Here is a 24,461-nt window from a genome sequence, read left to right on the forward strand (position 1 = left end):
CCCTCTCCCTGTAGGGGGAGGGTTTTCTCAATCCGGCGCCTTCACCATCTTCCCGCTCGCGACAAACGTTCCGGCCCCAAGATGATGCAGGGTATTCAGCTTATCCCCGTCAAACTGCCAGCGTCCGGCGACAAACGCGCGTTCATCGGCTGCCGCTGAAACCACTTCACCAAACAGCGTATCGTATTTTTCTGCCGCTGAGGTGACGGGTAATAACCGACACTCCATCCACGCCAGACATTTTTCTTCTATCACCGGCAGGCCAAGTTCAGGACCGTTCACCACCGGGATCCCGTAGCAGTTGAATTTGTCCTCATCGCGCCCGCTGACGCTACCGACCGCGTAAGTCCAGTTGGCCGCCGCCACGCCGGGGATGACGATGCCAAATTTTCCACTGCGCTCAATCAGCTCGCGCGACCAGGTGCTTTTATCCACGACTATTGCGATGCGCGGCGGTTCAAACTCAACGGGCATTGACCATGCGGCGGCCATCACATTGCGTCTGTCGAGGCTTTCATCCCGACTGGTGATAAGCACAGTAGGGCCGTGGTTCAGCAGACGGCTGGCATGACGTAATTCAACAGGGCGAAAGTGGCTCATAGGATCTCCTCATCTACACCGATGAGTATGACGAAAAAGCACGTAAATCAAAGTGGATGCGTAAAATTAGTTTATAAACAGAACATCTCAATCAAAGGAAACTGATGTATGTCCCCATTTCTGACCGCCTATTTTGCCCGCATCGGCTGGGCGCAACCGACGCGGGTGGATATCGATACCCTGCGCGCGCTGCATTTACATCACAACTGTGCGATCCCTTTTGAGAATATTGATGTTGTTCTGCCTCGCGAAATCCAGCTTGACGATCGGTGCCTGGTCGACAAGCTGGTCACCGCACGTCGCGGAGGGTACTGCTTTGAGCAAAACGGCCTGTTCGAGCGCGTCCTGCGTGAAGTCGGGTTTACGGTGCGTAGCGTGCTGGGGCGCGTGGTATTAGCGAATCCGCCGCAAATGCCGCCGCGCACGCACCGCCTGCTGCTGGTTGAGCTTAACGGTGAGCGCTGGATTGCCGACGTCGGCTTTGGAGGCCAGACGCTGACGGCGCCGATTCGCTTGCTCGCTAATGAAGAACAGGAGACGCCGCACGGGCTGTATCGTCTGCTGAGCGAGGGGAACGACTGGGTGCTGCAGTTCCGGCACCACGAGCACTGGCAGTCGATGTACCAGTTTGACCTGACGAGGCAGTATTTCAGCGATTACGTGATGGGGAATTTCTGGTCGGCGCACTGGCCGCACTCGCATTTCCGCCATCATCTGTTGATGTGTCGCCATCTGCCGGACGGCGGCAAGCTGACGCTGACCAACTTCAACTTTACCCACTGGCGGAACGGCCATGTGGAGGAGCAGATCCATCTTCCCAACGCTGCGGCGCTATACCAGCTAATGCAGGAGCGCTTTGGTCTTGGGGTTGACGATCCGAAGCATGGCTTTACACTGTCAGAATTGACGGCGGTGATGGCAGGGTTTGATACACATCCTCAGGCCGGGAAATAATACGCAGGCCGGGAAATAATACGCAGGCCGGGTAAGGCGTCGCCGCTACCCGGCAATATCACTGCTTAGACGGCGTATTAAACAACTCGAGCGTGATTAATTTATCAAGATGGTTGTTAAAGGCGGCTTCGTCCATTTCGGGCATGTTTAAGATATACATTCCGTCAAGACCGCACACCAGACCAATCAAGCGCCAGGCAATATTTTCCGCCCGATCGCCCGGATTTAATGCCTCGGCCTCCGTTCCCGCTTTGATAAGCGCCACCGTTTCCTGGTGCCACATCTCCATGGTCATCACATAGGCGCCTTTGATGTCGGCATCGCGGCTGGCCAGGATCTGCGCCTCACGCCACAGGCGGATATAGGGCTCAAACCTCCCGTCATCGCTGCCGAGCATGGCATGAAGCTGTTCCCGCCAGCCGGCCTGTTTACCCGCGACATCCGCATCCAGCAGCTCGCGAATTAGCCGTACGAAGGCCAGCGATTTTAGTTCGCCGCCGGACGTAAAATGATGATGTACCTGGCCGGTGGCGACTCCGGCCTCGGCGGCAATACGGCGTACCGTCATTGCAGCCAGTCCTTCAGCCAGCGCCACGCGCATGGCGGCCTGTAAGATGGCTTCCCGCCGTTCATCCTTGCTCAGATATCGCATGTTTACTCACTCTCAATGGGAATGAAACGAGTGTAACAAAAAGCTGGACATGCGTTCAACTTTACGTAGGATCGCATCCTGGACATGTGTCCATGTTTTAAAAGAAAAGGAAATTTATGTTTCGTCAGTGGTTAGCGTTAGTGATTATCGTGCTGGTGTATATCCCGGTGGCGATCGACGCGACGGTGCTGCACGTGGCGGCGCCGACATTGAGCATGACGCTGGGCGCCAGCGGCAATGAATTGCTGTGGATCATCGATATTTACTCGCTGGTGATGGCGGGAATGGTGCTGCCGATGGGCGCCCTGGGTGATCGCATCGGTTTTAAACGACTGCTCATGATTGGCAGCACGCTGTTTGGCCTGTCGTCGCTGGCGGCAGCATTTGCCCCTTCAGCAGGGTGGCTGATTGCGGCGCGCGCCTCGCTGGCAATCGGCGCGGCGATGATTATTCCGGCTACGCTGGCTGGGATCCGCACGCTGTTTATCGACGCGCGGGATCGGAATATTGCGCTCGGCGTCTGGGCTGCGGTGGGCTCCGGTGGCGCGGCGTTTGGTCCGCTGATTGGCGGTATGCTGCTCGAGCATTTTTACTGGGGATCGGTCTTTTTAATCAACGTGCCGATCGTGCTGGTGGTGGTTTCGCTGGCCGCGCGTTTGGTGCCTCCTCAGCAGGGGCGTCCGGAGCAGCCGCTGAATATCAGCCATGCCATTATGCTGATTGTGGCGGTTTTGCTGCTGGTCTACAGCGCCAAAACCGCGTTAAAAGGCGCGTTGTCGCCGTGGGTGGTCGCGTCCGCGCTGGTGATCGGCTCGGTGCTGCTGTTTATCTTCGTGCGTATTCAGCTCCGCGCCCGCGTGCCGATGATCGACATGCGTCTGTTCTGCCATCGCATCATTTTGAGCGGCGTGGTGATGGCGATGACCGCCATGATAGCCCTGGTCGGGTTTGAGCTGCTGATGGCCCAGGAGCTGCAGTTTGTTCATGGCTTTACGCCGTTTGAAGCGGGAATGTTCATGCTGCCGCTGATGGTGGCGAGCGGGTTTAGCGGACCGATCGCGGGTGTGCTGGTGGGTCGTCTCGGTCTGCGCATTGTGGCGGCTGGCGGAATGGGGCTCAGCGCCGTCAGCTTTATCGGCCTGTCGATGCTCGACTTCAGCACGCAGCAGCTGCTGGCTTCTGCCCTGATGGTTCTGCTCGGCTTCAGCGCCGCCAGCGCGCTGCTGGCCTCGACCTCGGCGATTATGGCCGCTGCGCCGAAAGAGAAGGCCGCCGCCGCAGGGGCGATTGAAACCATGTCCTATGAGCTGGGCGCCGGGCTGGGGATCGCCATCTTTGGTCTGCTGTTGACCCGCAGCTTCTCGGCGTCGATTGACCTGCCGCAGGGGCTGAACGCCTCGCTCGCAGATAAAGCCTCGTCATCCATTGGTGAGGCGATGAAGGTGGCGCAGGATCTGACCCCGACGCTGGCGGAGTCGGTGATTGAGGCGGCGAAAAGCGCGTTTATCACTTCGCACAGCGTGGCGCTGGGCAGCGCGGGCGGAATGCTGCTGCTGTTGGCAGTGGGGATCTGGTTTAGCCTGGCGAAGGCCAAGCCGCAGTAATACAGGGCGCGCGGTTGGCGCGGGTGGGGCAGATGGGCTATGTTTTTTAAAGGATTATCTGACTCTTGCTGGAAAATATGAGCCCTCGCCACAGCAGTGAACCGTCCCAACCGCTCTCCCGGTTAACCCTGCTTGCAGGAGGCGCGCTGGGCGTCGTTTTTGGTGATATCGGCACCAGCCCGCTCTATACCTTCCGCACGGTGCTGTCGCTCTCTGAGCATGACCCTACGCCCGGCGTCATCCTGGGCCTGCTCTCCCTGATTACCTGGACACTCATCCTGGTAACGTCCATAAAATATGCCGCCTTTGCCATGCGAATTGATAATCATGGCGAGGGCGGCATCATGGCCTTAATGTCGCTTCTGGTGGAGAAAGGCAAAGGCGGGCGCTGGGTTATTTTTTCCGCCCTTATCGGCGCCGCTTTAATTTACGGTGACGGCGCGATAACCCCGGCTATCTCCGTGCTTTCTGCTCTTGAAGGGCTGGAGATGGTCATTCCTGAATCTCAGCCGTACATATTGCCCCTGACGGTGGCGGTCCTGCTGGCGCTGTTTCTTCTTCAGCCTTTTGGTACCGCTCGCATAGGGAAAATATTTGGCCCGGTTATGGCGGTTTGGTTTTTGGCGATTGCTGCGCTGGGCGTGCGGGGGATCGTTCAACACCCGTCGGTATTGCTGGCCCTCAACCCTGCGTACGGCATCGCGTTTTTGTTTTCGAACGGGTACACCAGTTTTCTGGTCCTGGGCGGCGTCTTTCTCTGCGTGACGGGTGCCGAGGCCCTCTATGCAGACATGGGGCATTTTGGCAAAAAGCCGATCTGGCTTGCCTGGTACGGCATCGTCTTTCCTTCGCTGCTGCTCAACTATGCCGGCCAGTCAGCGCTGATTCTGGCCGGTGCCGACAGCAAGCAAAACCTTTTCTACACGCTCTGTCCGCCTGTGCTCCAGGTTCCGCTCATCGTTCTTGCCGCTCTGGCGACGATAATCGCCAGTCAGGCGATTATCACCGGCGCTTTTTCCATGACGCGCCAGGCCATACAGCTTGGCTGGTTACCCCGATTACGCATCAAGCAGACGGCGGCGGAAAGCTACGGTCAGATTTATATCGGGATAATCAACTGGCTGCTGATGGGGGTAACCATCGGGCTGGTGGTGTTCTTTAAATCCTCCGATAAGCTCGCCGCCGCGTACGGCATTGCCGTGTCGTTAACCATGCTGATGACCACGGGGCTGCTGTTTGTGGCAATGCGCGAAGTGTGGCGCTGGAGCCTGGCCAGCAGCGCGGTGATTGCCCTCTGCTTCCTGGTGATTGATGCCACCTTCTTATTTGCCAATCTGATTAAGGTCCTGGAGGGCGGCTATATTCCGCTGCTGATGGCCGCAGCGATTTGTACGGTGATGCTGATCTGGCACCGCGGCGTCAAGGCGGTATCCGCATCGGTGGGCGAGAAGGGCGTCAGCGTGGATGCGTTCTTTGCCCAGCTTCAGCAAAAGACGGTGCCGAGAGTGGCTGGCTCCGCCGTCTTTTTGACCCGGACACAGAACAATATTCCGCCGGTCATGCGCTGGCACGTCGCGCGAAACCGGGCGCTACAGCAGGACGTGTTGTCGCTTACCATTGATATTCTGAATGTGCCCTATGTGGGGGAAGAGCAACGTATCAGGGTAGAGCAGCGGGCGCCGGGCTACTGGCACGGCGTGGCGCAGTATGGTTTTATGGAACACCCGGATATCCCGCGTTTGCTGCAGGGTGTCAGCGAGATTAACGTACTTTTTGCCACGGACGACGCCACCTGGTATGTCGGGCATGAAACCATTGTGGCAGGCGAGGGTGAGGCAGGCATGGCGGCCTGGCAACGGCACATATTTGCGTTCATGAAGCGCAACTGCACGCACGTCATCAACCACTATCACCTTCCCAGCGATCGGGTTGTCGAAATCAGCCGACGCGTTGCCGTGTAGACGCTGGCGAAAGCAGAGCTCCTCTGCTTTCGCACCGTTCTATCTCTCCAGGGCCGCGGACAGAACGCTATGCAATAACACGTTCGCCCCTTTTTCCGACCATTCTGGCAAGATCCTCTCCGCTTCGTTATGGCTGATGCCTTTCACGCAGGGGATAAAGATCATGCTGGCGGGCGCCATTTTGCTGACATAGCAGGCGTCGTGTCCCGCACCGGAGACCATCGGTTTCGACGAATAGCCCAGTTCCGCCACGGCCTTCTCCGAACGCGCCAGGCATTCGGCATCAAACGCGATGGGCGCGTAGTCAAAAATGCGCTCAACGGCAGCAGCGACGCCGCGCAGGCTGAGGCTTTCAGCAACCTTATGCAGCGCCGCTTCCATGGATTCAAGCGCCTGCTGCATAGGGTGGCGAAACTCAACGCTGCATTCCACGCGGGACGGCACAACGTTGCGCGAGTTTGGCGTAACCTTCGCCATACCGATCGTCGCGCGTCCGTCCGGCGCATGCCGGTAGCCAATCTCTTCCACCTTCAGCGCCAGCTCTGCGAAGGCAGTCAGCGCGTCGCGGCGGCTGTGCATCGGCGTCGTGCCCGCGTGGGCGGCAAATCCGTCCAGCGTCAGGGTAAACCAGCGCTGGCCCATTGCCGCGCGGACTAACCCGATATCAATGGCTTCATCTTCCAGGATCGGACCCTGTTCGATGTGCAGTTCGTAGCAGGCGTGAACGGGAAACGAACGGGCAGGGGTTTCACCCCGGTAGCCAATGCTCTCCAGCGCTTCGCCCACGGTAGTGCCTTCGTTATCCGCGCGGGCATGCGCGTACGCTTCGCTAAACTGTCCCGTCCAGACCCCTGAAGAGAGCATGGCCGGCGCAAAGCGCGCGCCTTCTTCGTTAGTCCAGTTCACCAGCACAACGTCACGTTCAGTTTCAACGTTATGGTCGTTAAGGGTTCGCAGCAGCTCCAGCCCGGCCAGCACGCCGTAAACCCCGTCGTAGTTACCGCCCAGCGGCTGGGTATCCACATGTGAACCCGTCATGACCGGGGCAAGCTGCGGGTTTTTCCCCGCGCGACGGATAAACATATTGCCCATGCTGTCGACGTCGCAGGTGAAACCCGCGACCAGCGCCCAGTCGCGCAGCAGGTTACGCGCAATACGATCTTCCTCGCTCAGCGCCAGACGGGTCACGCCGCCGGCGGGCGTGCCGCCGATCTGCGCCATCATCTCAAGCGTTGACCACAGCCGTTCGGCGTTAACGCGGATCATGGCTTGTCCTTACTGCTGCGGTAGCGAAAATCACAGCACGCGCCGCCCTGCATGATGGTGGTCGTGCGGGTCAGCTTCACGTCCGGCGCAAAGCCAACGATGAATTTTTCATCGCGCGCGCAGGAGAGCAGATGACCAATCTCGCCCAGCCCCATCTCGTGATACATCTCCGCGTAGCGGCAGCGGGTCACGTTGTAGTTGTACTGCTGGTCGTCGGCGTCGATCACCTTCACGTCCAGGGCGTTATCTTTCTCCCACAGATACTGCAGGGCGATGAAGCTCTTGACGTCCGTACCGTTGGGTTCTTTGCTGGCAAACGCTTTGCCTGCGTCAATCGCGGCCTGCTCAATGGCCTCGCCAATGACCGCCTGGGCGCGGGTTTTCCCTATCTCGCGCACCAGGATTTCATAAATTGGCTTGATAATTTCTGCTTCAATTTTGCGGCGGGCGAGAATGCCCAGCTCGTTATTATCACTCATCACATTGCCCTCGCTGCGTTACTTCGCTTTTGCGCCACCCAGCACGGTTTGCGGCTGCCATTTGCCGTCGACAACTTTGTAAACGGTGAAGGACGGCGATTTCAGGTTACCTTCTTTATCAAACGCGATCTGTCCGGTGACGCCGGAGTAGCTGATGGCGTGCAGGGCGGGCAGATAGTCGGACGGCTCAACGGAGTCTGCTTTTTCCATCGCCGCAACCAGCACGCGGGTGGCGTCATAGGCGAACGGGGCGTGCAGTTCGATATGGGTGTGGTAGCGGGCCTGATAGGCCTGTTCGAATGCCTTTCCACCCGGCATCTGGTCAACGGGCAGACCCGGCTCCAGCGCGACCACGCCTTCGCCTTCTTTCTGGGCCAGCTGCAGGAACGTCTGGCTGACAAATCCGCCTGCGCCCATCAGCGTAGCGTTCATGCCCAGCTGTTTGATACGACGAGCCAGCGGCGCTGCCTGGCTGTCGACGCCGCCGAAGAAGATCAGATCGGCGTTTTTACTGCGGATGGCGGTCAGCACGGCGCTGAAGTCCACCGTTTTGTCATCAACGTACTGACGATCGACAACCTTCACGCCCTGCGCTTCAAGCGATTTAATAAACTGGTCCGCCAGTCCCTGACCAAAGGCGGTACGGTCGTCGATCACCGCAATGCGTTTGGCTTTCAGCGTATTAACCGCGTACTGACCGGCTAGCTGACCGCCGTCGTCGTCGTGGCCCATCACGCGGAAGCTGGTATCAAAACCCTGTTTGGTATAGGCGTGACCGGTCGCGACCGGTGCCACCTGCGCGATGCCCGCATCGTGATAGATACGTGCGGCAGGAATGCTGGTACCGGTGTTCCAGTGGCCGACAACACCCGCCACGCCGCTATCCACCAGACGCTGCGCCACGGCCACGGCGGTGCGCGGGTCGGACTGATCGTCTTCGGACTGCAGTTTGAAGGTCACCGCTTTGCCGCCGATGGTCGGGTGCTGCTTGTTAATGTCGTCAATGGCCAGCTGCGCGCCGTTCTCCAGATCCTTACCGATACGGGCGGACGGGCCGGTGAGCGGGCCTGCCAGACCGATAACCACGGTTTCACCGTCGACTGCCCACGCGGCCGTCGAGGCAAAACTGCCGAGGAGGATAGCGGCGCTGAGCGCACTGATTTTTACTGTTTTCATTGTTTTTCCCTGATGTTGGCTGGTGTTGTTAAACAGGCATTTCACCCAAATAAATCTGTGCAATCCGATCGTCATCAAGCAGCGCTTTCGATTCGCCGTGATGGACGATGCTGCCGCTGTCCATCACCCACGCGCTGTCGGTGACTTCTAGCGCGAGACGGGCGTTTTGTTCGATAAGCAGCAGGGCAACGCCGCGCTCGCGCAGGCCGGCAATGACGGCAAAAATGTTCTCGACCATCTTCGGGGCAAGGCCCATCGAGGGTTCGTCGAGGATCAGCAGGCGCGGGCGGCTGAGCAGGGCGCGGTTAAGGGCCAGCAGCTGTTGTTCTCCGCCGGAAAGCAGGCCAGCGAGCTGATGCTGGCGCTCGCCCAGGCGCGGGAAGCGCTCGAAGATCTCGTTCATTTCGCGATTAACGGTGACAGTGTCACGCCTGAGCCAGGCGCCCATCTGCAGGTTTTCCAGCACCGTCATTCGGGAGAAGATCCCGCGGCCCTCCGGGACCATCACCAGTCCGTCGCGCAGTAGCGCCTCGGGCCTGTGTCTGCGGACGTCTTTACCGCGGAATTCAATACTGCCGCTAAAGTTTTCCAGCCCGGTAATGGCGCGCACGGTGGAGCTTTTCCCCGCGCCGTTCGCGCCGATCAGCGTAGCCTGTTCGCCCTCGCGCAGGGTAAAGGAGACATCGCGTACGGCCTGAATGCCGCCGTAATGCACGTCCACACGTTCCACCTTCAGTAATTCAGACATGGGCGTTGCCTCCAAGCCAGGCGGCGATCACTGCCGGGTCTCGACGCACGCTCTCCGGCGTGCCGCTGGCGAGCGTTTTGCCGTAATCAAGCACCGTCAGGCGATCGCAGATGCCCATCACCAGCTTGACGTCATGTTCAATCATCAGCAGGGTTTTGCCGTCATCGCGCAGTCGGATAAGCAGCTCGCCGAGCGCCACTTTTTCCGCCGCGTTCATCCCGGCGGCGGGTTCGTCCAGCGCCAGCAGCAGCGGATCTGTTGCCAGCGCGCGGGCAATCTCCAGACGGCGCTGATGACCATAGGCCAGATCGCAGGCGCGGTAGTGGGCGAACTTCGCAATGCCGGTGTACTCCAGCCAGTGCCAGGCCAGCTCCCGAGTCTGTTTCTCCTCTTCGCGAGCGCGTTTGTGACGGCTCAGCGCGGCCCACAGGCCGTTGCGGGTGCGCACGTGGCGGCCCACCATCACGTTTTCCAGCACCGACATGTCGTTAAACAGCCTGACGTTCTGAAACGTGCGTGCGATCCCGGCGGCGGTGACTTTCTCAATGTGCTTTGGGAAATAGGGCTTGTCGGCAATTGAGAATTCACCGCTGTCCGCCGGATAAAGCCCGGTGATCAGGTTAAAACAGGTGGTTTTTCCCGCCCCGTTAGGACCAATCAGGCCGTAGATCTCGCCCTTGTTCACGGCGATCGAAACGTCATCCACGGCGGTAAGCCCGCCGAAGCGTTTGGACATATTGCGTACGGTTAACAGACTCATGTATTCACCTCCTTGTGGCGTACCGGCCAGATCCCGGCAGGACGCACCAGCATGACCAGCACCAGCGCCAGGCCGTAGAACAGCTGACGCAGCACTTCCGGGTCAATCAGTACCGTACCGAACAGCGCCTGCTGAACCGGAGCTGCCTGACTGCGCAGCAGTTCCGGCAGGGCGGTAAGCAGTACCGCACCGAGGATCACGCCCGGAATGTGTCCCATCCCGCCCAGCACCACCATCGCCAGCACGGCAATGGATTCCTGTAACGTGAAGGATTCCGGGGAGACAAAGCCCTGAAACGCGCCGAACAGGGCACCCGCCACGCCGCCAAAAGAGGCGCCCATCGCAAAGGCCAGCAGCTTATAGTTACGCACGTTGATGCCCATCGCGCGGGCCACATCCTCATCTTCACGGATGGCGTGCCAGGCGCGACCAATACGGGAATGCTGCAGGCGCAGGCAGACAAAAATAATCGCCACAATCACCAGCATCAGCAGGTAGTACCACAGCCACAGGGCGGGCACTTTGAAACCTAACCAGTGGTATACGCCGCTAAACTTCAGGCCGAACAGATTCAGCGTATCCACCCCGGTAATGCCCTTCGCACCGTTGGTGATGTTCACCGGACGGTCGAGGTTGCGCATCAGGATGCGGATGATTTCGCCAAAGCCGAGGGTCACTATCGCCAGGTAGTCCCCGCGCAGCTTCAGCGTGGGAGCGCCCAGTAAAATGCCGCAGACCGCAGCGACGAGCGCCGCCAGCGGAATAATCAGCAGATATGAGGTGTGCAGCCCGTCCGGGAACCAGACGTTGAGGATCGGAAACACCTCCAGCAGGTGCGGCGAGGCCATCAGTGCCGCGAGGTAGGCGCCGACCGCGTAAAAGGCGATAAACCCCATATCCAGCAGGCCGGTGTAGCCCACCACAATATTGAGCCCCAGCGCCAGCATGATGTAGAGCAGGGCGAAGTCGATAACTCGCACCCAGTAGTTGCCGCCAAGCTGCGTGGCCACCACGGGAGCAACCAGCAGCGCGAGGCAGAACAGGACCATGCCTGACCAGAATTTGCGCGTCGCCGCCGGGGTTTGTAGTTGAAGCGTTGTCATTGTTTCCCTCACGCCCTGTGCGCTACGCGCTCGCCCAGCAGGCCTGCCGGACGGAAGACCAGCACCAGAATCAGAACCATGAAGGCAAAGACGTCCTGATAGTTGCTGCCGAAGACGCCGTGGGTCAGTTCACCCAGGTAACCTGCGCCCAGCGCTTCGATAATGCCGAGCAGTATCCCGCCGATCATGGCGCCACGAATGTTACCGATGCCCCCCAGCACGGCGGCGGTAAAGGCTTTGATCCCGGGCAAAAAGCCCATCGAGAAGCTGGCGTTGCCGTAGTTGCTGGCCATCATCACGCCTGCCAGCGCGGCAAACGCCCCGCCAATCGCAAACGTCAGGGTAATAATGGCGTTTGGGTTAACCCCCATCAGCGTGGCAACGCGCGGGTTTTCCGCCACGGCGCGCATGCCGCGGCCCAGGCGGGTGTATTCCACCAGCAGCCATAGCCCGGTCATCACCGCAAGCGCCAGCGCCACGGTAACAATGCCGGTGACGGTCACAATGGCGGGGGGATGCAGTTCGCTTCCTGACGTCACGGCGATCGGTTCCATGGGCAGGATCTGCGGGAACATCAGCGGGTTGCGCGTCCAGATGATCATCGCCACGGTTTGCAGCAGGACCGAAACGCCGATGCCGGAGATAAGCGGCGCCAGGCGCGGGGCGTTGCGCAGTCGACGATAGGCAAAGCGCTCCACGGCCATTGCCAGCAGGGCGCAAACGGCCATGGCAACCGCCAGGGCAACGCCAAGCTGTAACAGCAGCGGCATGTGAGGGAAAGTGGCGTTCAGGGCGTTAATGGAGGAAAGGGTGGTGAGCGCACCGACCATCAGAATATCGCCGTGAGCAAAGTTAATAATGCGCAAGATGCCATACACCATGGTATAGCCCAGCGCGATCAGCGCATAAATGCTGCCCAGCATCACACCGTTGATCAGTTGTTGTATGAGTGTATCCAACGTCTGTTCCCGCAAAGTCTTTTTTCTGCGGCTACCATCCGATAAATGAATTAAATTGTAAAATACACATATATTATTTCTTATGATAAACCGGCATTGCATTATCTTTATGATTTATATAAATATAATTCAATCTTATTTGCAGGTGAAAAGCCTAAAGAAATCAACATATGAATAAAACAGAACAATCGTCAGCTTTGTCTGCGTATGCAGACAGCCGTCTGGCAAACGACCCGCCGCTTCGGGCCGTCCGGGCCTTTGAGGCCATCGCCCGGCTGGGCAGCGTCACGCTGGCCGCGCAGGAACTGGATATCTCACCGTCGGCGGTCAGTCATCAGCTCAAGGTCCTCGAAGGGTATCTGCAAATGCCGCTGACGGAACGTCAGGGGCGCAGGCTGGTGCTGAGCCAGCACGGACGTGAATATTACCGCTCGATCCGTGCGGCGTTTAACGTGCTGCGCCAGGCAACGGAGCATCTGGCCGAGCAGGCGCAAACGCGTCAGGTCACCATCAGCCTGATCCCGCTTTTTGGCATGGGGTGGTTTATCCCGCGTCTGCCTGATTTTATGCGTGCGAACCCGCAGACCGAGATCAACGTTGTGTATGCCAACCATCGTAACTATCTGAGCGATGCGTCGGATATGTCGATTCGTTTTGGTAACGGCCAGTGGGCGGGCTATCAGAGCGAAAAGCTGATTTCCGGACAGATGGTGCCGGTGTGCAGCCGCGCGTTTTTGCGCATTCATGGCCATATCGACACGCCTGAGCAACTGCTGCAAATGCCACTGCTGCATGATGAGGAGCGCACCAGCTGGCCGCAGTGGTTTCAGTTGCAGGGGGTAAAACGGTCTCTGCGGCGCAGCGGCCCTTTGTTTGAAGACGGACTGTTGACGCTGGCGGGCGTACAGGCCGGGCTGGGCTGCGCGCTGATGCGCGAGCCGCTGATCGCGCCTTATCTTGAGAGCGGCGAGCTGGTTAAGATATTTGACTTACCCATTGACGACGGGCGCGACTATTATCTTTGCACGCGTGCCGATTCAGAGATGACCGAGGACGGTAAGCTGCTGCAAAACTGGCTTCGTCGGGCTGCAGGCGTTGAACCGCTTACGGCGTAAGCAGGCACTGCTTATCCAGCGCTTCAATTTCCGAACCGCTGTAGCGCGCGTATTGCCCGGTCAGGCCAAAAAAAGCGGGCTGGGTTTCGGTGTAGATTTCCGCGGCGAGCACCAGCCGGCGTCGCTCATCTTCGCCCATCTCAAGCAGCGTCCAGGGAATGAAATAGCGCGACGTGGAGGTCAGTTTGAACCACAGCGGGCAGCCGCAGCCGGGACAGAACCAGCGTTCACCGCGCGCCGATGACGCGAAATGAGAAGGGGCGATAGAGTCTTGCTTAAGAAGCGGTTCGCCCTGCGGCTCAAGATACATGGCAATGCCGCCCGACCACTTCTGGCATTGGGTGCAGTGACATGCGTATACGTCAAAATTATTGAGGCTCACGCTGAACTGACTCATTCCGCACAAGCAGCGTCCTTTGAATATGTGCATGGCGTACTCCTTGTTGACGCCAGAAATCCGTATAAAAAAAGCCAGCCGCATGGGCTGGCCTTTTATCGTGACAAATCTTAGAACTGGTAGGTCAGGCCTACAGCTACGATGTTGTCGGTAGCAACGCCAGTTGCTTTGGTGAAGCTGTTGTCGTCAACCAGGTTGATTTTGTAATCAACATAGGTAGACATGTTTTTGTTGAAGTAGTAGCTCGCGCCAACGTCAACGTATTCAACCAGATCCTGGTCGCCGTATGAACCCAGGTCTTTACCTTTGGATTTCAGGTAAGCGATGGATGGACGCAGGCCAAAGTCGAACTGGTACTGAGCAACAACTTCGAAGTTCTGAGCTTTGTTCGCGATATAACCGTCACCGAAGTTGGTCATGTTGCGGGTTTCAGAGTAGGTGGTTGCCAGATAGATGTTGTTCGCATCGTATTTCAGGCCAGCAGCCCATACTTCTGCGTTCTCACCGCCAGCATTAACGGTGTTAGCGACGCGACCTGCAGCAACCTGACGGTCAGTACGGTCAGATTTCGCGTAGGTTGCACCGACACCGAAACCGTCCATTTCATAGGTAGAAGACAGACCCCAGCCGTCACCGTTCGCTTCGGTGATGTCGTTACGGTCGTTTTTACCCTGGTACTGAGCGGCAACGTTCAGACCGTCAACCAGACCGAAGAAGTCGGTGTTACGGTAGGTTGCAACGCCAGTCGTACGGCCAGTCATAAAGCCATCGGTCTGAGTCCAGGTATCACCACCGAACTCTGGCAGAACGTCAGTCCACGCGCCGATGTCGTAAGCAACACCGTAGTTGGCTAAATTTGCCCAACGCGCCGAAAATGTAAAGTTAGCTTTATAACTAAGCTCTTGAGCTAAATTAAGCCACTGTTTTTTTTGTTTTTAATGTGGAATTTATCTGGTTACGCTCATTAACACTGAATTTAAGTCGTTACAGCTTACCGGATCATAGTTAATCTGATTTTGGTCCTTTGACTTTCAACGACCTGAACGGTATCCTTACCTAACTCTATATTGTGTTTCTGTATATAGCTAAAAATCAAAATTTTACTCATTTTACCTGTTGTAAGGATAATTTCTGTAATGAGCTTTAAGCCGCATTAGTTTAACCCCCTTCATTTTGGATCGCTCAGATCCGTTCGTAGTATCTACCCTTCGGTAGCTTTTGTTGTACCTCCATAAATCTAATATTGATTCGTCACGTTGACGAAAAAGCTCTTGTCTTTGCACATCTGTGTATATGGCTAGCGTTAGCTTTTGTTATTGATTTAATTTTAATCAGAGTGAGTAACATGATTCAAACCATGAAAAAAGAGTGGTTCTCCAATATACGCGGAGATCTGTTAGCCGGTATTGTGGTAGCGCTGGCGTTAATCCCTGAGGCAATTGCCTTTTCTATTATTGCAGGTGTCGATCCTAAGGTCGGCCTATATGCTTCATTCTGTATCGCTGTGGTTATTGCCTTTACTGGTGGCCGTCCTGGCATGATCTCTGCCGCAACAGGCGCGATGGCACTGTTAATGGTGACCTTAGTAAAGGAACATGGCCTTGAGTATTTACTCGCGGCGACCTTATTAACCGGTGTGCTGCAAATTGCTGCGGGTTACTTAAAACTCGGTAGCTTGATGCGTTTCGTCTCCCGCTCTGTGGTGACGGGTTTTGTGAATGCACTGGCGATTCTGATCTTTATGGCCCAGTTGCCCGAACTGACCAATGTGACTTGGCACGTATATGCGATGACGGTAGCTGGCCTCGGTATCATTTACCTATTCCCACTCATCCCTGTGATTGGTAAATCCGTACCTTCGCCTCTCGTGTGTATTGTCGGATTAACGCTTTTTGCGGTTTATATGGGGTTAGATATTCGTACTGTCGGCGACATGGGACAACTGCCTGATACTTTACCTATTTTCCTCTGGCCTGAAGTGCCCTTGACCCTTGAAACTCTGATGATCATCTTCCCTTACTCGGCCGGCCTTGCCGTGGTGGGCTTGCTGGAATCTATGATGACCGCCACCATAGTTGATGACTTAACCGATACCCAAAGCGATAAGAATCGCGAGTGTAAGGGCCAAGGTATTGCCAATATCGGCGCGGGTTTAATGGGCGGTATGGCTGGTTGCGCTATGATTGGTCAGTCGATCATCAACGTTAAATCGGGTGGTCGCGGACGTTTATCATCCTTCGCTGCAGGCGTTTTTTTACTTGTGATGGTGGTGTTTTTAGGAGAGTGGTTAAAGCTTATTCCTATGGCGGCACTGGTTGCCGTGATGATCATGGTGGCTATCGGTACATTCTCTTGGGATTCAATCCGTAATCTTAAGCATCATCCTATGTCAACCAACCTTGTGATGGTGGCGACGGTTGTGGTCGTGGTCGCTACCCATAACTTAGCAATTGGGGTATTTGTAGGTGTATTACTCGCGTCCCTATTTTTTGCTAATAAAGTGGGACGTTTTATGGTGGTTAAGAGTACAACGACTGCTGCTGACACTGGTCGCCATTATCAGGTTATTGGACAAGTCTTTTTTGCTTCATCAGATAAGTTCAGTAATTCATTCGATTTTAGGGAAGTGGTTGATAAAGTGACTATCGACTTATCTCAAGCACATTTTTGGGATATTACCGCGGTATCGGCCCTCGACAAGGTAGTGATTAAATTCCGCCGCGAGGGGACTGAGGTTGAGTTGATTGGCCTTAACGAAGCCAGTGCCACCATAGTCGATAAATTTGGGGTACACGATAAGCCAGAAGAAGTTGAAAAAATGATGTCTGGTCACTAAGCCATTAGCAACACAACAACAAAGGAATAAAACGATGACAAATGTGATTGCTTGTATTGACGGTTCAAATGTGACATCCGCTGTATGTGATGCCAGTGGCTGGGCCGCCTTTCAACTGAATGCCCCTGTAATCCTATTACATGTATTGGATAAGTCAGCCTATCCGATAGAGTCAGATCTGTCGGGAAATATTGGCCTAGGTACACGGGAGCACTTGCTCAATGAAATGGTTGAGCTCGAAGCGCGCCGGGGCAAGCTGGCACTCGAGCAGGGTAAGTATATGTTGCAAGATGCGCAAACGCGCATCGTGGAGGCACAACCTGCAGTCGTGGTTAAAACCTTGCAGCGTCACGGCGATTTAGTCGAAACCCTGTTAGAGCAAGAATCCCATGCCAGATTGGTGGTGATGGGGCGTCAAGGGGAGCAACATCAAGATCAAGCGCAGGCGATTGGCAGCCATCTAGAAAACGTCATTCGCACAGTTAAGCAGCCTATTTTAGTGGTGATGACAGAGTTTGAAGCACCGAAACGATTTATGATTGCCTACGATGGCAGCATTACTGCGAAAAAAGCCCTTAATCAAGTGCTAACAAGTCCACTCTTAAAAGGGCTTGAATGTCATTTGGTGATGGTGTCTGATGCTCAATCACAGGCGACAGCAGAACTGGCGTTGGTGACCGAATCTCTGATGGCGGCGAATTTCAATGTGGTTACCGCTGTTTGTCAGGGAGAAGTTCAAACGGCTCTTGAGATCTATCAACTTGAGCATCACATCGATCTTATGGTGATGGGGGCCTACGGCCATTCGCGGATAAGAGAGTTTTTTGTGGGAAGCAATACCACAAAGATGATCAGTAAAAGCCATATCCCATTATTATTATTGCGCTAACAGCTATTGATATTGCACTAATCAGTATCCAAGACGCTGGTTAGTGCATAGTAATAGAGATAGGTTCTGACGCTTAAGTTTGGAGGTGAAATGAACGAGCAGCTAAAGCAACAACTGCATTTACAGTTACAGCAAATGCTGGAAAGTTTGTTAGCGCAGATTGCAGCACAAACGAGTGATGTGCAAGTTGTCGAACTTGACCAATCACGACTCGGACGTCTTTCACGTATAGATGCATTGCAAGGACAGCAAATGGAATTAGAAACTGCGAGACGCAAGCAGCATCAGTTACAAGTTATTGAAGGTGCATTATTGCGCATAAATAGCGATGAATATGGCAGCTGTTTTGTCTGTGGTGAAGATATCGATTTGAATCGGCTTATGTTTGATCCTACCGTGACTCGCTGCATTAACTGTTCGTAGAAATATTAATGTTAGGCTAAGGCTCTTTAGATAAGGAAAATTTATCATACCTATTGATGTTACGTTAATACAGTAAGGCTAATTTTAAACGTCAATACATACAATAGTCAGTATCAATCACGTTTTATATTTTCCATAATCTCGCAGCTCTTTAACATCTATCGAGTAGGGGGAAACAATTGATTGCTTAACTGAATTTATTGCCCGATAAATAGAAGCTTCTCCAAGGTGATACTCCTTGGCAAGCTGACCAATAGTGGCCCCCTCAGCTCTTTTATCATAAATTGCTTGTTTTAAGGTGTCCGTAAGTTTTACAGGCCTACCAAATTTAACTCCATTTTCATGTGCTTTTGCGATACCTTCAGCTTGCCTCTCTGTCCGCAAGTCATTTTCAAACTCAGCAATAGCAGCCAACATATTGAACATGAGTCTCCCAGTCGAAGTGCTCGTATCAATGTTCTGATCGATAACGAGCAAATCAATACCTTCACTTTGAAAACGCGAAGCAATCTGGGCTAAGTGGACGACTGAGCGAGCAAGACGATCGAGTCGGGTTACCACTAGGGTATCCCCTTCACGTAAATAACTCATGCAAGATTGAAATTCAGACCGTTCAGCCGTCCTCCCACTGCGTTTTTCTTGATATATCTTATTGCACTCAGCTCGATGTAACTTGCCCAGTTGCACTTCTAAGCTTTGACCCGTGGAACTCACTCGAGCATAACCAACTTTGGACATAAATCACCATATCTCTTTAAAGGTTTTGATAATGCACTTATGATAGTAGTTTTGATAGGTAATAACCAGAGCTATCAAATAGTATACATTTTGATAGGGTGCATTTTTGACTTTTATCGCCCAACTGGTGTAAATTGAGCGAATCGAACGATTCGTTTAAAGGTGATAAATGAACACTCTTTCAGCCAATGAAGCAAAAATTCACTTTGGAGATTTGTTGCTCAAAGCTCAACAAGCTCCAATCCAAATTAATAAAAATGGCAAGCCTGTGGCCGTTGTTATTTCAGCTGATGCATACCAAAGTATCGAGACACTAAAATTACATTTGCTTCAATCCAAAGCGGTGAAAGCCATAACTGACATCAAAATGGGCAATTTGGTTGATGGTAATACCTTTTTTGATGAGCTGGCCGCAGGGCAGTATGACTAATGCCGGTAACTTATCATTTAACGCCCGATGCACAATCTGATCTGATAGGTATTCACCGCTTTACGTTAGCCCAATGGGGAACGACTCAGTCGAAGACCTATTTATCAGGACTTAGACAAACGATTCAACTGCTGGCTGAAACACCCACCCTTGGGAAAAATAGACCCGAGGTACGCATGAATGTGTTTAGCTTCCCTTATTCAAGTCATGTCATCTATTACATCCAACATGAGCATCAATTCGTTGTATTTGGGATCTTACATAAAAGTATGGTTCCACTTGCACATCTCGCGGAGCGGGAAATTATTTGATGTAGTGAAATAGGGAGGGCACCATGAAAAATGATGTTCGGCGGCTATCTATTTTGTCAACTGATGAAATAGATGAACTGTTTGGATTACCTCATTTCTCAGATGATGATCGTCGATTATATTTTGACTTAAGTGCTAAAGAGCGCGAGCTATTCGACAATACCCGAACGTTTTCTGTGGCAGCCCATTTAGTATTGCAACTGGGCTATTTCAAAGCCAAACGGCAGTTTTTCAGTTATGAACAAGAATCGTCAGTACTAAATGACTTGGATTACATTGCCGCGCTGTACTTTCCCACCAAAACGCTTTCAAGACTGAAAAGTCCCTCAAGACCGATTAGGGCTGAACAACAACGAGCAATTCTTGATTTATTCCAGTATAAACAATGTGATAATGAGGTAAAAGTTGATTTGGAAGATAAAGCACAGCGGGTTGCGATGTTATCGACACAACCTATCTTTATCTTTCGTGAATTAACCCAATACTTAGCATTACACCGTATTGTCATGCCCAGTTATCGGTATATGCAAGAGATGATTGGTAGAGTGGTGGCTTATGAACGCACCCGTATTGCTCGATTACTTAGCACTTGCATGACTTCACTTATCGATCAGCAATTAGCGGCTTTGCTTCGGGCTGAGTCAGGAGTATTTCGCGTCAGCGCATTAAAACATGAAGCTAAAGATTTCAGTTATAAAGAATTGCGACATGAAGTCGCACGGCGGCAGTTTTTCCAGCCTCTACATGAGTTTGCCAAGCAGTTCCTCATAACAGCGGGGATCTCCAATGAAAGCGGCAAGTATTATGCTTCTATGGTTAAGTTTTATACCACTTATAAACTTCAACGCATGAAAAAAGAGACTGCACAGTTATATCTGCTGTTTTTTGCTTTTCATCGGTTTCAGCAAATTAATGACAACTTAATTGAAGCATTGCTCCATTGGGTCGATCAATACGAGAAACAGGCCAAGCGTGCCGCTGAAGAAGCAATGAATAATGCGGTTACCAATGCAGCGAAAAATTTACAGGCTGCGGGTCATGTATTGAGCCTGTTTACGGATGACACCATCACCGATGACACACCTTTTTCCATTATTAAAGAAAAAGCCTATGCATTGCTTGAACAAGAGAGATTCCCATTAGTTGCTGATTACTTACGCAATATTGCTTTCGACAAAACGGCATTTGAATGGTCACATTACACAAAATTATCCGCCACATTCAAACGTAACTTAAGGCAACTTTTTACTGATCTGGATTTTGCCGGACGTGTAGAAGACTCTCCTTTGCTTGAAGCTATCGCGTTTTTACAAAACTTATTGCGCACAGAAAAATCACCAAGGCAAACTGACCCTAATTCATTTCCGACTGAGATTATTCCTAAAGGTTTACGCCGATATTTGTTTAGTAAAGAGGGCAAAACATTTAAAACGCTTGATGTAGATCGCTATGAGTTTTTGGTCTATCGCCTACTACGCAACTCACTGGAAGCGGGTGATGTGTACGTTAAACATAGTAATGAATTTCGCCGCTTTGAAGATGACTTAATAAGCGATCTTAGATGGCAGGATAAAGAACGAGTATTGCAAGATATTGGTGCACCCATTTTATTGGCCCCTATCCAAGATACTCTGGCTGTATTTCATACTATGCTAGCAGCACGTTATAGTGCGATTAACCAACATATTTCTGATGGGGTCAACAAACATATTAAAGTAATTGGGGCTGCCGAAAAGCGTCGTTGGAAGCTGCTTTATCCGAGCAGTGATGAATCCGTTAATAGCGATTTTTACAGCCAGTTACCAGGAATTGGTATTGCGGATCTACTGTGGTTTGTTGCGGGTAATACTGGATTTTTAAATGCATTTACCCATGTATTAGATCGTTATGTAAAGCATGAAGCTGATCCCCGTGAAATTTTCGCCTGTATTGTTGCGATGGGAACAAACATGGGGTTAGCAAAAATGGCTGAGGTTTCAGGCCTTAGCTCAGCATCAATGGCGGGGACATCAAGAAATTATCTACGCTTGGAGACATTACGAGCGGCTAATGATGCGATTAGTAATGCGACCAGCCAGCTACCCGCATTTCATCTCTATGATATTCAGGACACACTTCATTCAAGTAGCGATGGTCAGCGGATAGAAACGCAAATTAACACCCTTAACGCTCGATATTCTCCCAAGTATTTTGGTTTACAGAAAGGTGTCAGCGCCTACACGTTGGTTGCAAATCATGTTCCTATAAATGCAAAGATTATTGGGACTCACGAACATGAAAGCCATTACGTTTTCGATTTATTGCATAACAATACCTCTGATATAAAGCCAGAACGGCATTCCACTGACACCCATGGCACCAATCAGGTTAATTTTTGGATTTTGCATGCATTTGGATATCATTTTGCACCTCGTTATCGTGATTTGCATAAGAAAATGGATACGTTAGTCGGCTCACAACATCCCAATGAGTGTGGTGACTGGCTAATAAAGCCTGCCCGAAAAACCAACGATGAATTGATTGAACGTGAATGGCCCAATATTCAACGGATCATGGCATCGCTAGCTCAAAAAGATGTTACTCAAGCCACGATTGTTCGCAAACTCTCGAGCTATTCGCGTCAGAATCAGACCAAGAAAGCATTATGGGAGTTGGAAAACATATGCCGAACGCTATACATTCTCGACTTTGTCGACGATGTTGGCTTACGTCAATGTGTACAAAAAGCATTAAATCGTGGCGAAGCCTATCATCGTCTTAGACGAGCAGTTGCATTTGTTAACGGTGGAAAATTCAGAGTAAAAACAGAAGAGGAGCAGCAAATATGGAATGAATGCTCTCGGCTCATCACCAACGCGGTCATTTACTACAACACAGTGCTGCTATCTCGTGTCTATGAACAGAAGCAAACAGTAGGAGATCAAAATGCACTGGCTCAGCTTCACAGTATTTCGCCCGTTGCATGGCAGCACATCAATATGTATGGCAATTTTGAGTTTAGTCCATCAACCTCAAAAATAGATATCGATGCATTGGTTGCTCGATATGCTGAACCAGAATATTGGAAGCAAGCGCTGATTGAGAACGAGAATTCAAGTGAGTGATTTTAGAATTTAAAGCTAACTTTACATTTTTGGCGCGTTGGGCAAATTTAGCCTAGTTACGACCGTAGTCGAATGAACCGAATTCGTTGAATTTCAGACCCGCGAAGGCCAGACGGGTTTTGTTGCCGTCAGAGCCCTGTGATTCAGAACGGTTGCCTTTGAACTCATATTCCCACTGGCCGTAACCGGAAAGCTGATCGTTGATCTGGGTTTCGCCTTTGAAGCCCAGACGAACGTAAGTTTTATCGCCGTCGTTATCAGTATCATCAGAGAAATAGTGCAGACCTGTTACTTTACCGTACAGATCCAGCTTGTTACCGTCTTTGTTATAAATTTCAGCCGCGTTTACAACGCCTGCTGCCAACATGGAAGTCACTGCCACTGCAACTAATTTAAGTTTCATCTTAAATGTTCCTTATAATTTTCTTTGGTATTTCCTGAGCCACTTTGAACGATTTCTAAACGAGGCCGATCGTCAATGGCATGCTATTTTTAAAAATCTTGTAGTCCTATTTCAATAATAAGTTTCAAATTATTAGCAATAATTTCATTTAGTGTGATCGAGATCGGGTAAATGACGATGAAATAGCGTCAAATGATTAGCATTTAATCAATTAATTGCCGGGTTGATTGCTGTGGATATAGTTTCTTTATGGTTTTATAAAAAGTGGTAATTATCGGTATTTCCGTTCATTTTTGAGGGGCGAATGGTCTTTATAGCCGTAATGCCTTGTTTTATAGCTTTAATGCACGGAATTTCCGTTCTGAAGGATGAAATAAACAGAAACATACTATTGCACTTTGTGCTATTAATCCTGTGAGTATTTGGACAGTATTAATCACCCGCCGGTGTCAATTTATGTCAATGCGGGAGGGCCGGAATTTACGAAAGGAGGTGGAATATAAACAGAATCTAAACACGTGCTCTACTGTTCATATGAATATTTTGGCGTGCGCTCACATATTAAATTTATGTTAATTATTTGCTGTCGGGATAAATATTTCTCGACAGCAAAACCGACATTATTGTCTTGTTGCGTACCAGCAGAGCAACGACCCGGCGCAGACCATCAGCGCGCCTTGCCAGAACGAGAATGAGAGGGGCGAACTCAGCACTGCGGCGGCAAGCGCGGCGGAGAGGACAGGGGTAAAATAGGATACGGCAGCGAGTACCGTGACGTTACCGTGAAGGATGCCAATATTCCATGCGGCGTAACCAAACCCAAGCGCAATACCGCACATGACGAGTTTCACTATCACCGGAAGCGTAAACACCATCTCAGGCTGATCGCTCAGGAAATATTTCACCCACAGGCTCAGCGCGGTCAGCAAAACAAACAGCGTGATGCCGTTTTGTCCTTTCGCAAATTTGCTGGTGACCGTGCAGTAGGCGGCCCAGATAAATGCCCCGGCAAACGCCAGCGCGTAGCTCAGCGGGCTGGAAACGATATTGCGGGTTATTTCATCAAGATGTAAACCCTGTTCACCGCCCAATACCCAGCAGACGCCCAGCAATGAGACGGCTAAGCCGGGGATCACCAACAGGGTCGATTTCTGCCCGTTGAACAAGATGGCAAACACAATGGTCAGGCTTGGCCAAAGGTAATTGACCATGCCCACTTCAATCGCCTGCGATCGCGTTGCGGCATAGCCCAGCGACAGCGCCAGGCATATTTCGTAGCTGACAAATAAAACGCTGCCGGCAATAAGATAGCGGGGTGAAAACCGCCTGATATCAGGAAATCCTACCGTCACCAGACACAGTAATCCGCTGAGGGTGTAAATCATCGCCGCACCGCCTACCGGGCCCAGTCCCTCACTCACGCTGCGAATAAGGCCGACCATGGTGCTCCATAACAGTATTGCCGCCAGCCCAATAAGCGTTGCTCTTTTTCTGTCCATTACTTCGCCATTGTAATAACAATCAAAGGAAAAATGTATCGCATTCATCCTGAC

The 24,461-nt window shown here is 52.4% G+C and carries 22 protein-coding genes and 2 pseudogenes; 10 read left to right on the top strand and 14 right to left on the bottom strand.

Annotated elements, in window-relative coordinates; translation table 11 throughout:
- Window positions 1-27: 27 nt before the first annotated feature.
- Window positions 28-600: a flavin reductase family protein gene (locus tag WM95_RS13965; protein ID WP_047741939.1), complete on the bottom strand. Its 573-nt coding sequence runs from the start codon at window positions 598-600 to the stop codon at window positions 28-30.
- 108 nt (window positions 601-708) lie between these two features.
- On the opposite strand from WM95_RS13965, the gene nhoA reads away from it, so the two are divergent.
- Window positions 709-1,554, top strand: a complete 846-nt coding sequence (gene nhoA, locus WM95_RS13970) for an N-hydroxyarylamine O-acetyltransferase (RefSeq protein WP_088544809.1) — start codon at window positions 709-711, stop codon at window positions 1,552-1,554.
- 58 nt (window positions 1,555-1,612) lie between these two features.
- Here nhoA and WM95_RS13975 read toward each other — a convergent pair whose 3' ends face one another.
- Window positions 1,613-2,206 carry a TetR family transcriptional regulator gene (locus tag WM95_RS13975; RefSeq protein WP_063409405.1) on the bottom strand — a complete coding sequence of 198 codons (594 nt, stop codon included), beginning with the start codon at window positions 2,204-2,206 and terminating at the stop codon, window positions 1,613-1,615.
- 116 nt (window positions 2,207-2,322) lie between these two features.
- On the opposite strand from WM95_RS13975, the gene WM95_RS13980 reads away from it, so the two are divergent.
- Both WM95_RS13980 and WM95_RS13985 read left to right on the top strand, forming a co-directional pair.
- Entirely contained in the window at window positions 2,323-3,810 is a 1,488-nt protein-coding gene (locus WM95_RS13980) for an MFS transporter (RefSeq protein ID WP_063409404.1), read from the top strand.
- Window positions 3,811-3,887: 77 nt separating this feature from the next.
- Window positions 3,888-5,771, top strand: coding sequence for a potassium transporter Kup (locus WM95_RS13985; RefSeq protein ID WP_063409416.1), 1,884 nt, complete (start codon window positions 3,888-3,890; stop codon window positions 5,769-5,771).
- A gap of 39 nt (window positions 5,772-5,810) precedes the next feature.
- On the opposite strand, the gene WM95_RS13990 is transcribed toward WM95_RS13985, so the two are convergent.
- The 7 genes from WM95_RS13990 to WM95_RS14020 are packed head-to-tail and all read right to left on the bottom strand — an operon-like array spanning window position 5,811 to window position 12,262.
- Entirely contained in the window at window positions 5,811-7,037 is a 1,227-nt protein-coding gene (locus WM95_RS13990) for a Zn-dependent hydrolase (RefSeq protein ID WP_063409403.1), read from the bottom strand.
- On the bottom strand, window positions 7,034-7,516 hold the full coding sequence (locus tag WM95_RS13995; RefSeq protein WP_063409402.1) for an L-2-amino-thiazoline-4-carboxylic acid hydrolase: 483 nt from the start codon (window positions 7,514-7,516) through the stop codon (window positions 7,034-7,036). Before WM95_RS13995 ends, WM95_RS13990 begins: the two co-directional genes overlap by 4 nt.
- An 18-nt stretch (window positions 7,517-7,534) precedes the next feature.
- Window positions 7,535-8,692 carry a branched-chain amino acid ABC transporter substrate-binding protein gene (locus WM95_RS14000; RefSeq protein WP_088544810.1) on the bottom strand — a complete coding sequence of 386 codons (1,158 nt, stop codon included), beginning with the start codon at window positions 8,690-8,692 and terminating at the stop codon, window positions 7,535-7,537.
- Between the two features lie 28 nt (window positions 8,693-8,720).
- Window positions 8,721-9,440 (bottom strand): ABC transporter ATP-binding protein, encoded by a 720-nt coding sequence (locus WM95_RS14005; RefSeq protein WP_063409214.1) that lies wholly within the window; start codon window positions 9,438-9,440, stop codon window positions 8,721-8,723.
- Window positions 9,433-10,200, bottom strand: coding sequence for an ABC transporter ATP-binding protein (locus tag WM95_RS14010; RefSeq protein WP_039262838.1), 768 nt, complete (start codon window positions 10,198-10,200; stop codon window positions 9,433-9,435). The genes WM95_RS14005 and WM95_RS14010 overlap by 8 nt, the downstream gene beginning before the upstream one ends.
- A complete protein-coding gene (locus WM95_RS14015) occupies window positions 10,197-11,303 on the bottom strand; it encodes a branched-chain amino acid ABC transporter permease (protein ID WP_063409215.1) in 1,107 nt (368 codons plus the stop codon). The genes WM95_RS14010 and WM95_RS14015 overlap by 4 nt, the downstream gene beginning before the upstream one ends.
- An 8-nt stretch (window positions 11,304-11,311) precedes the next feature.
- Window positions 11,312-12,262 carry a branched-chain amino acid ABC transporter permease gene (locus WM95_RS14020; RefSeq protein ID WP_063409216.1) on the bottom strand — a complete coding sequence of 317 codons (951 nt, stop codon included), beginning with the start codon at window positions 12,260-12,262 and terminating at the stop codon, window positions 11,312-11,314.
- A gap of 170 nt (window positions 12,263-12,432) precedes the next feature.
- On the opposite strand from WM95_RS14020, the gene WM95_RS14025 reads away from it, so the two are divergent.
- Window positions 12,433-13,377, top strand: a complete 945-nt coding sequence (locus tag WM95_RS14025) for a LysR substrate-binding domain-containing protein (RefSeq protein WP_045399962.1) — start codon at window positions 12,433-12,435, stop codon at window positions 13,375-13,377.
- Here the strand turns inward: WM95_RS14025 and WM95_RS14030 are convergent.
- A complete protein-coding gene (locus tag WM95_RS14030) occupies window positions 13,367-13,807 on the bottom strand; it encodes a GFA family protein (protein ID WP_063409217.1) in 441 nt (146 codons plus the stop codon). The genes WM95_RS14025 and WM95_RS14030 overlap by 11 nt on opposite strands.
- Window positions 13,808-13,884: 77 nt before the next feature.
- Window positions 13,885-14,622, bottom strand: a pseudogene (locus WM95_RS14035) (porin); the annotation flags it as partial.
- Between the two features lie 497 nt (window positions 14,623-15,119).
- Between WM95_RS14035 and WM95_RS14040 the strand changes: the two are divergent.
- From WM95_RS14040 to WM95_RS14050, 3 genes are all read left to right on the top strand, one after another.
- The gene (locus tag WM95_RS14040) at window positions 15,120-16,610 is read left to right on the top strand and encodes a SulP family inorganic anion transporter (RefSeq protein WP_011787801.1); all 1,491 of its coding nucleotides are present in this window, start codon (window positions 15,120-15,122) and stop codon (window positions 16,608-16,610) included.
- A 34-nt stretch (window positions 16,611-16,644) separates the two neighbouring features.
- Complete coding sequence (locus WM95_RS14045) at window positions 16,645-17,499, top strand: universal stress protein (protein WP_011787802.1); 855 nt, start codon at window positions 16,645-16,647, stop codon at window positions 17,497-17,499.
- A 90-nt stretch (window positions 17,500-17,589) separates the two neighbouring features.
- Window positions 17,590-17,922 (top strand): TraR/DksA family transcriptional regulator, encoded by a 333-nt coding sequence (locus tag WM95_RS14050; protein ID WP_011787803.1) that lies wholly within the window; start codon window positions 17,590-17,592, stop codon window positions 17,920-17,922.
- Between the two features lie 117 nt (window positions 17,923-18,039).
- Here the strand turns inward: WM95_RS14050 and WM95_RS14055 are convergent, their stop codons facing one another.
- Window positions 18,040-18,660, bottom strand: coding sequence for a recombinase family protein (locus tag WM95_RS14055; RefSeq protein WP_011787804.1), 621 nt, complete (start codon window positions 18,658-18,660; stop codon window positions 18,040-18,042).
- A 169-nt stretch (window positions 18,661-18,829) separates the two neighbouring features.
- Here WM95_RS14055 and WM95_RS14060 point away from each other — a divergent pair, with 169 nt between their 5' ends.
- Genes WM95_RS14060 through WM95_RS14070 form a run of 3 tightly spaced genes read left to right on the top strand, consistent with a single transcriptional unit; the run spans window position 18,830 to window position 22,505 of the window.
- Complete coding sequence (locus WM95_RS14060) at window positions 18,830-19,090, top strand: type II toxin-antitoxin system Phd/YefM family antitoxin (protein ID WP_011787805.1); 261 nt, start codon at window positions 18,830-18,832, stop codon at window positions 19,088-19,090.
- Window positions 19,090-19,401, top strand: coding sequence for a type II toxin-antitoxin system RelE/ParE family toxin (locus WM95_RS14065; protein WP_011918375.1), 312 nt, complete (start codon window positions 19,090-19,092; stop codon window positions 19,399-19,401). Before WM95_RS14060 ends, WM95_RS14065 begins: the two co-directional genes overlap by 1 nt.
- Before the next feature lie 23 nt (window positions 19,402-19,424).
- On the top strand, window positions 19,425-22,505 hold the full coding sequence (locus WM95_RS14070) for a Tn3 family transposase (RefSeq protein ID WP_011787830.1): 3,081 nt from the start codon (window positions 19,425-19,427) through the stop codon (window positions 22,503-22,505).
- A gap of 55 nt (window positions 22,506-22,560) precedes the next feature.
- On the opposite strand, the pseudogene WM95_RS14075 reads toward WM95_RS14070, so the two are convergent.
- Both WM95_RS14075 and yddG read right to left on the bottom strand, forming a co-directional pair.
- Window positions 22,561-22,908: pseudogene (locus WM95_RS14075) on the bottom strand (porin); the annotation flags it as partial.
- Between the two features lie 620 nt (window positions 22,909-23,528).
- Window positions 23,529-24,407: an aromatic amino acid DMT transporter YddG gene (gene yddG / locus WM95_RS14080; RefSeq protein WP_063409218.1), complete on the bottom strand. Its 879-nt coding sequence runs from the start codon at window positions 24,405-24,407 to the stop codon at window positions 23,529-23,531.
- Window positions 24,408-24,461: the final 54 nt, after the last annotated feature.

This window comes from Enterobacter cloacae complex sp. ECNIH7, from assembly GCF_002208095.1.
GTDB classification, from domain to species: Bacteria; Pseudomonadota; Gammaproteobacteria; order Enterobacterales; family Enterobacteriaceae; genus Enterobacter; species Enterobacter cloacae_M.

Bases quoted from the DNA above. Each gene is read 5' to 3' on its own strand.
- WM95_RS13965 (WP_047741939.1), bottom strand. From the start codon at position 600: ATGAGCCACTTTCGCCCTGTTGAATTACGTCATGCCAGCCGTCTGCTG.
- nhoA (WP_088544809.1), top strand. From the start codon at position 709: ATGTCCCCATTTCTGACCGCCTATTTTGCCCGCATCGGCTGGGCGCAA.
- WM95_RS13975 (WP_063409405.1), bottom strand. From the start codon at position 2,206: ATGCGATATCTGAGCAAGGATGAACGGCGGGAAGCCATCTTACAGGCC.
- WM95_RS13980 (WP_063409404.1), top strand. From the start codon at position 2,323: ATGTTTCGTCAGTGGTTAGCGTTAGTGATTATCGTGCTGGTGTATATC.
- WM95_RS13985 (WP_063409416.1), top strand. From the start codon at position 3,888: ATGAGCCCTCGCCACAGCAGTGAACCGTCCCAACCGCTCTCCCGGTTA.
- WM95_RS13990 (WP_063409403.1), bottom strand. From the start codon at position 7,037: ATGATCCGCGTTAACGCCGAACGGCTGTGGTCAACGCTTGAGATGATG.
- WM95_RS13995 (WP_063409402.1), bottom strand. From the start codon at position 7,516: ATGAGTGATAATAACGAGCTGGGCATTCTCGCCCGCCGCAAAATTGAA.
- WM95_RS14000 (WP_088544810.1), bottom strand. From the start codon at position 8,692: ATGAAAACAGTAAAAATCAGTGCGCTCAGCGCCGCTATCCTCCTCGGC.
- WM95_RS14005 (WP_063409214.1), bottom strand. From the start codon at position 9,440: ATGTCTGAATTACTGAAGGTGGAACGTGTGGACGTGCATTACGGCGGC.
- WM95_RS14010 (WP_039262838.1), bottom strand. From the start codon at position 10,200: ATGAGTCTGTTAACCGTACGCAATATGTCCAAACGCTTCGGCGGGCTT.
- WM95_RS14015 (WP_063409215.1), bottom strand. From the start codon at position 11,303: ATGACAACGCTTCAACTACAAACCCCGGCGGCGACGCGCAAATTCTGG.
- WM95_RS14025 (WP_045399962.1), top strand. From the start codon at position 12,433: ATGAATAAAACAGAACAATCGTCAGCTTTGTCTGCGTATGCAGACAGC.
- WM95_RS14030 (WP_063409217.1), bottom strand. From the start codon at position 13,807: ATGCACATATTCAAAGGACGCTGCTTGTGCGGAATGAGTCAGTTCAGC.
- WM95_RS14040 (WP_011787801.1), top strand. From the start codon at position 15,120: ATGATTCAAACCATGAAAAAAGAGTGGTTCTCCAATATACGCGGAGAT.
- WM95_RS14045 (WP_011787802.1), top strand. From the start codon at position 16,645: ATGACAAATGTGATTGCTTGTATTGACGGTTCAAATGTGACATCCGCT.
- WM95_RS14050 (WP_011787803.1), top strand. From the start codon at position 17,590: ATGAACGAGCAGCTAAAGCAACAACTGCATTTACAGTTACAGCAAATG.
- WM95_RS14055 (WP_011787804.1), bottom strand. From the start codon at position 18,660: ATGTCCAAAGTTGGTTATGCTCGAGTGAGTTCCACGGGTCAAAGCTTA.
- WM95_RS14060 (WP_011787805.1), top strand. From the start codon at position 18,830: ATGAACACTCTTTCAGCCAATGAAGCAAAAATTCACTTTGGAGATTTG.
- WM95_RS14065 (WP_011918375.1), top strand. From the start codon at position 19,090: ATGCCGGTAACTTATCATTTAACGCCCGATGCACAATCTGATCTGATA.
- WM95_RS14070 (WP_011787830.1), top strand. From the start codon at position 19,425: ATGAAAAATGATGTTCGGCGGCTATCTATTTTGTCAACTGATGAAATA.
- yddG (WP_063409218.1), bottom strand. From the start codon at position 24,407: ATGGACAGAAAAAGAGCAACGCTTATTGGGCTGGCGGCAATACTGTTA.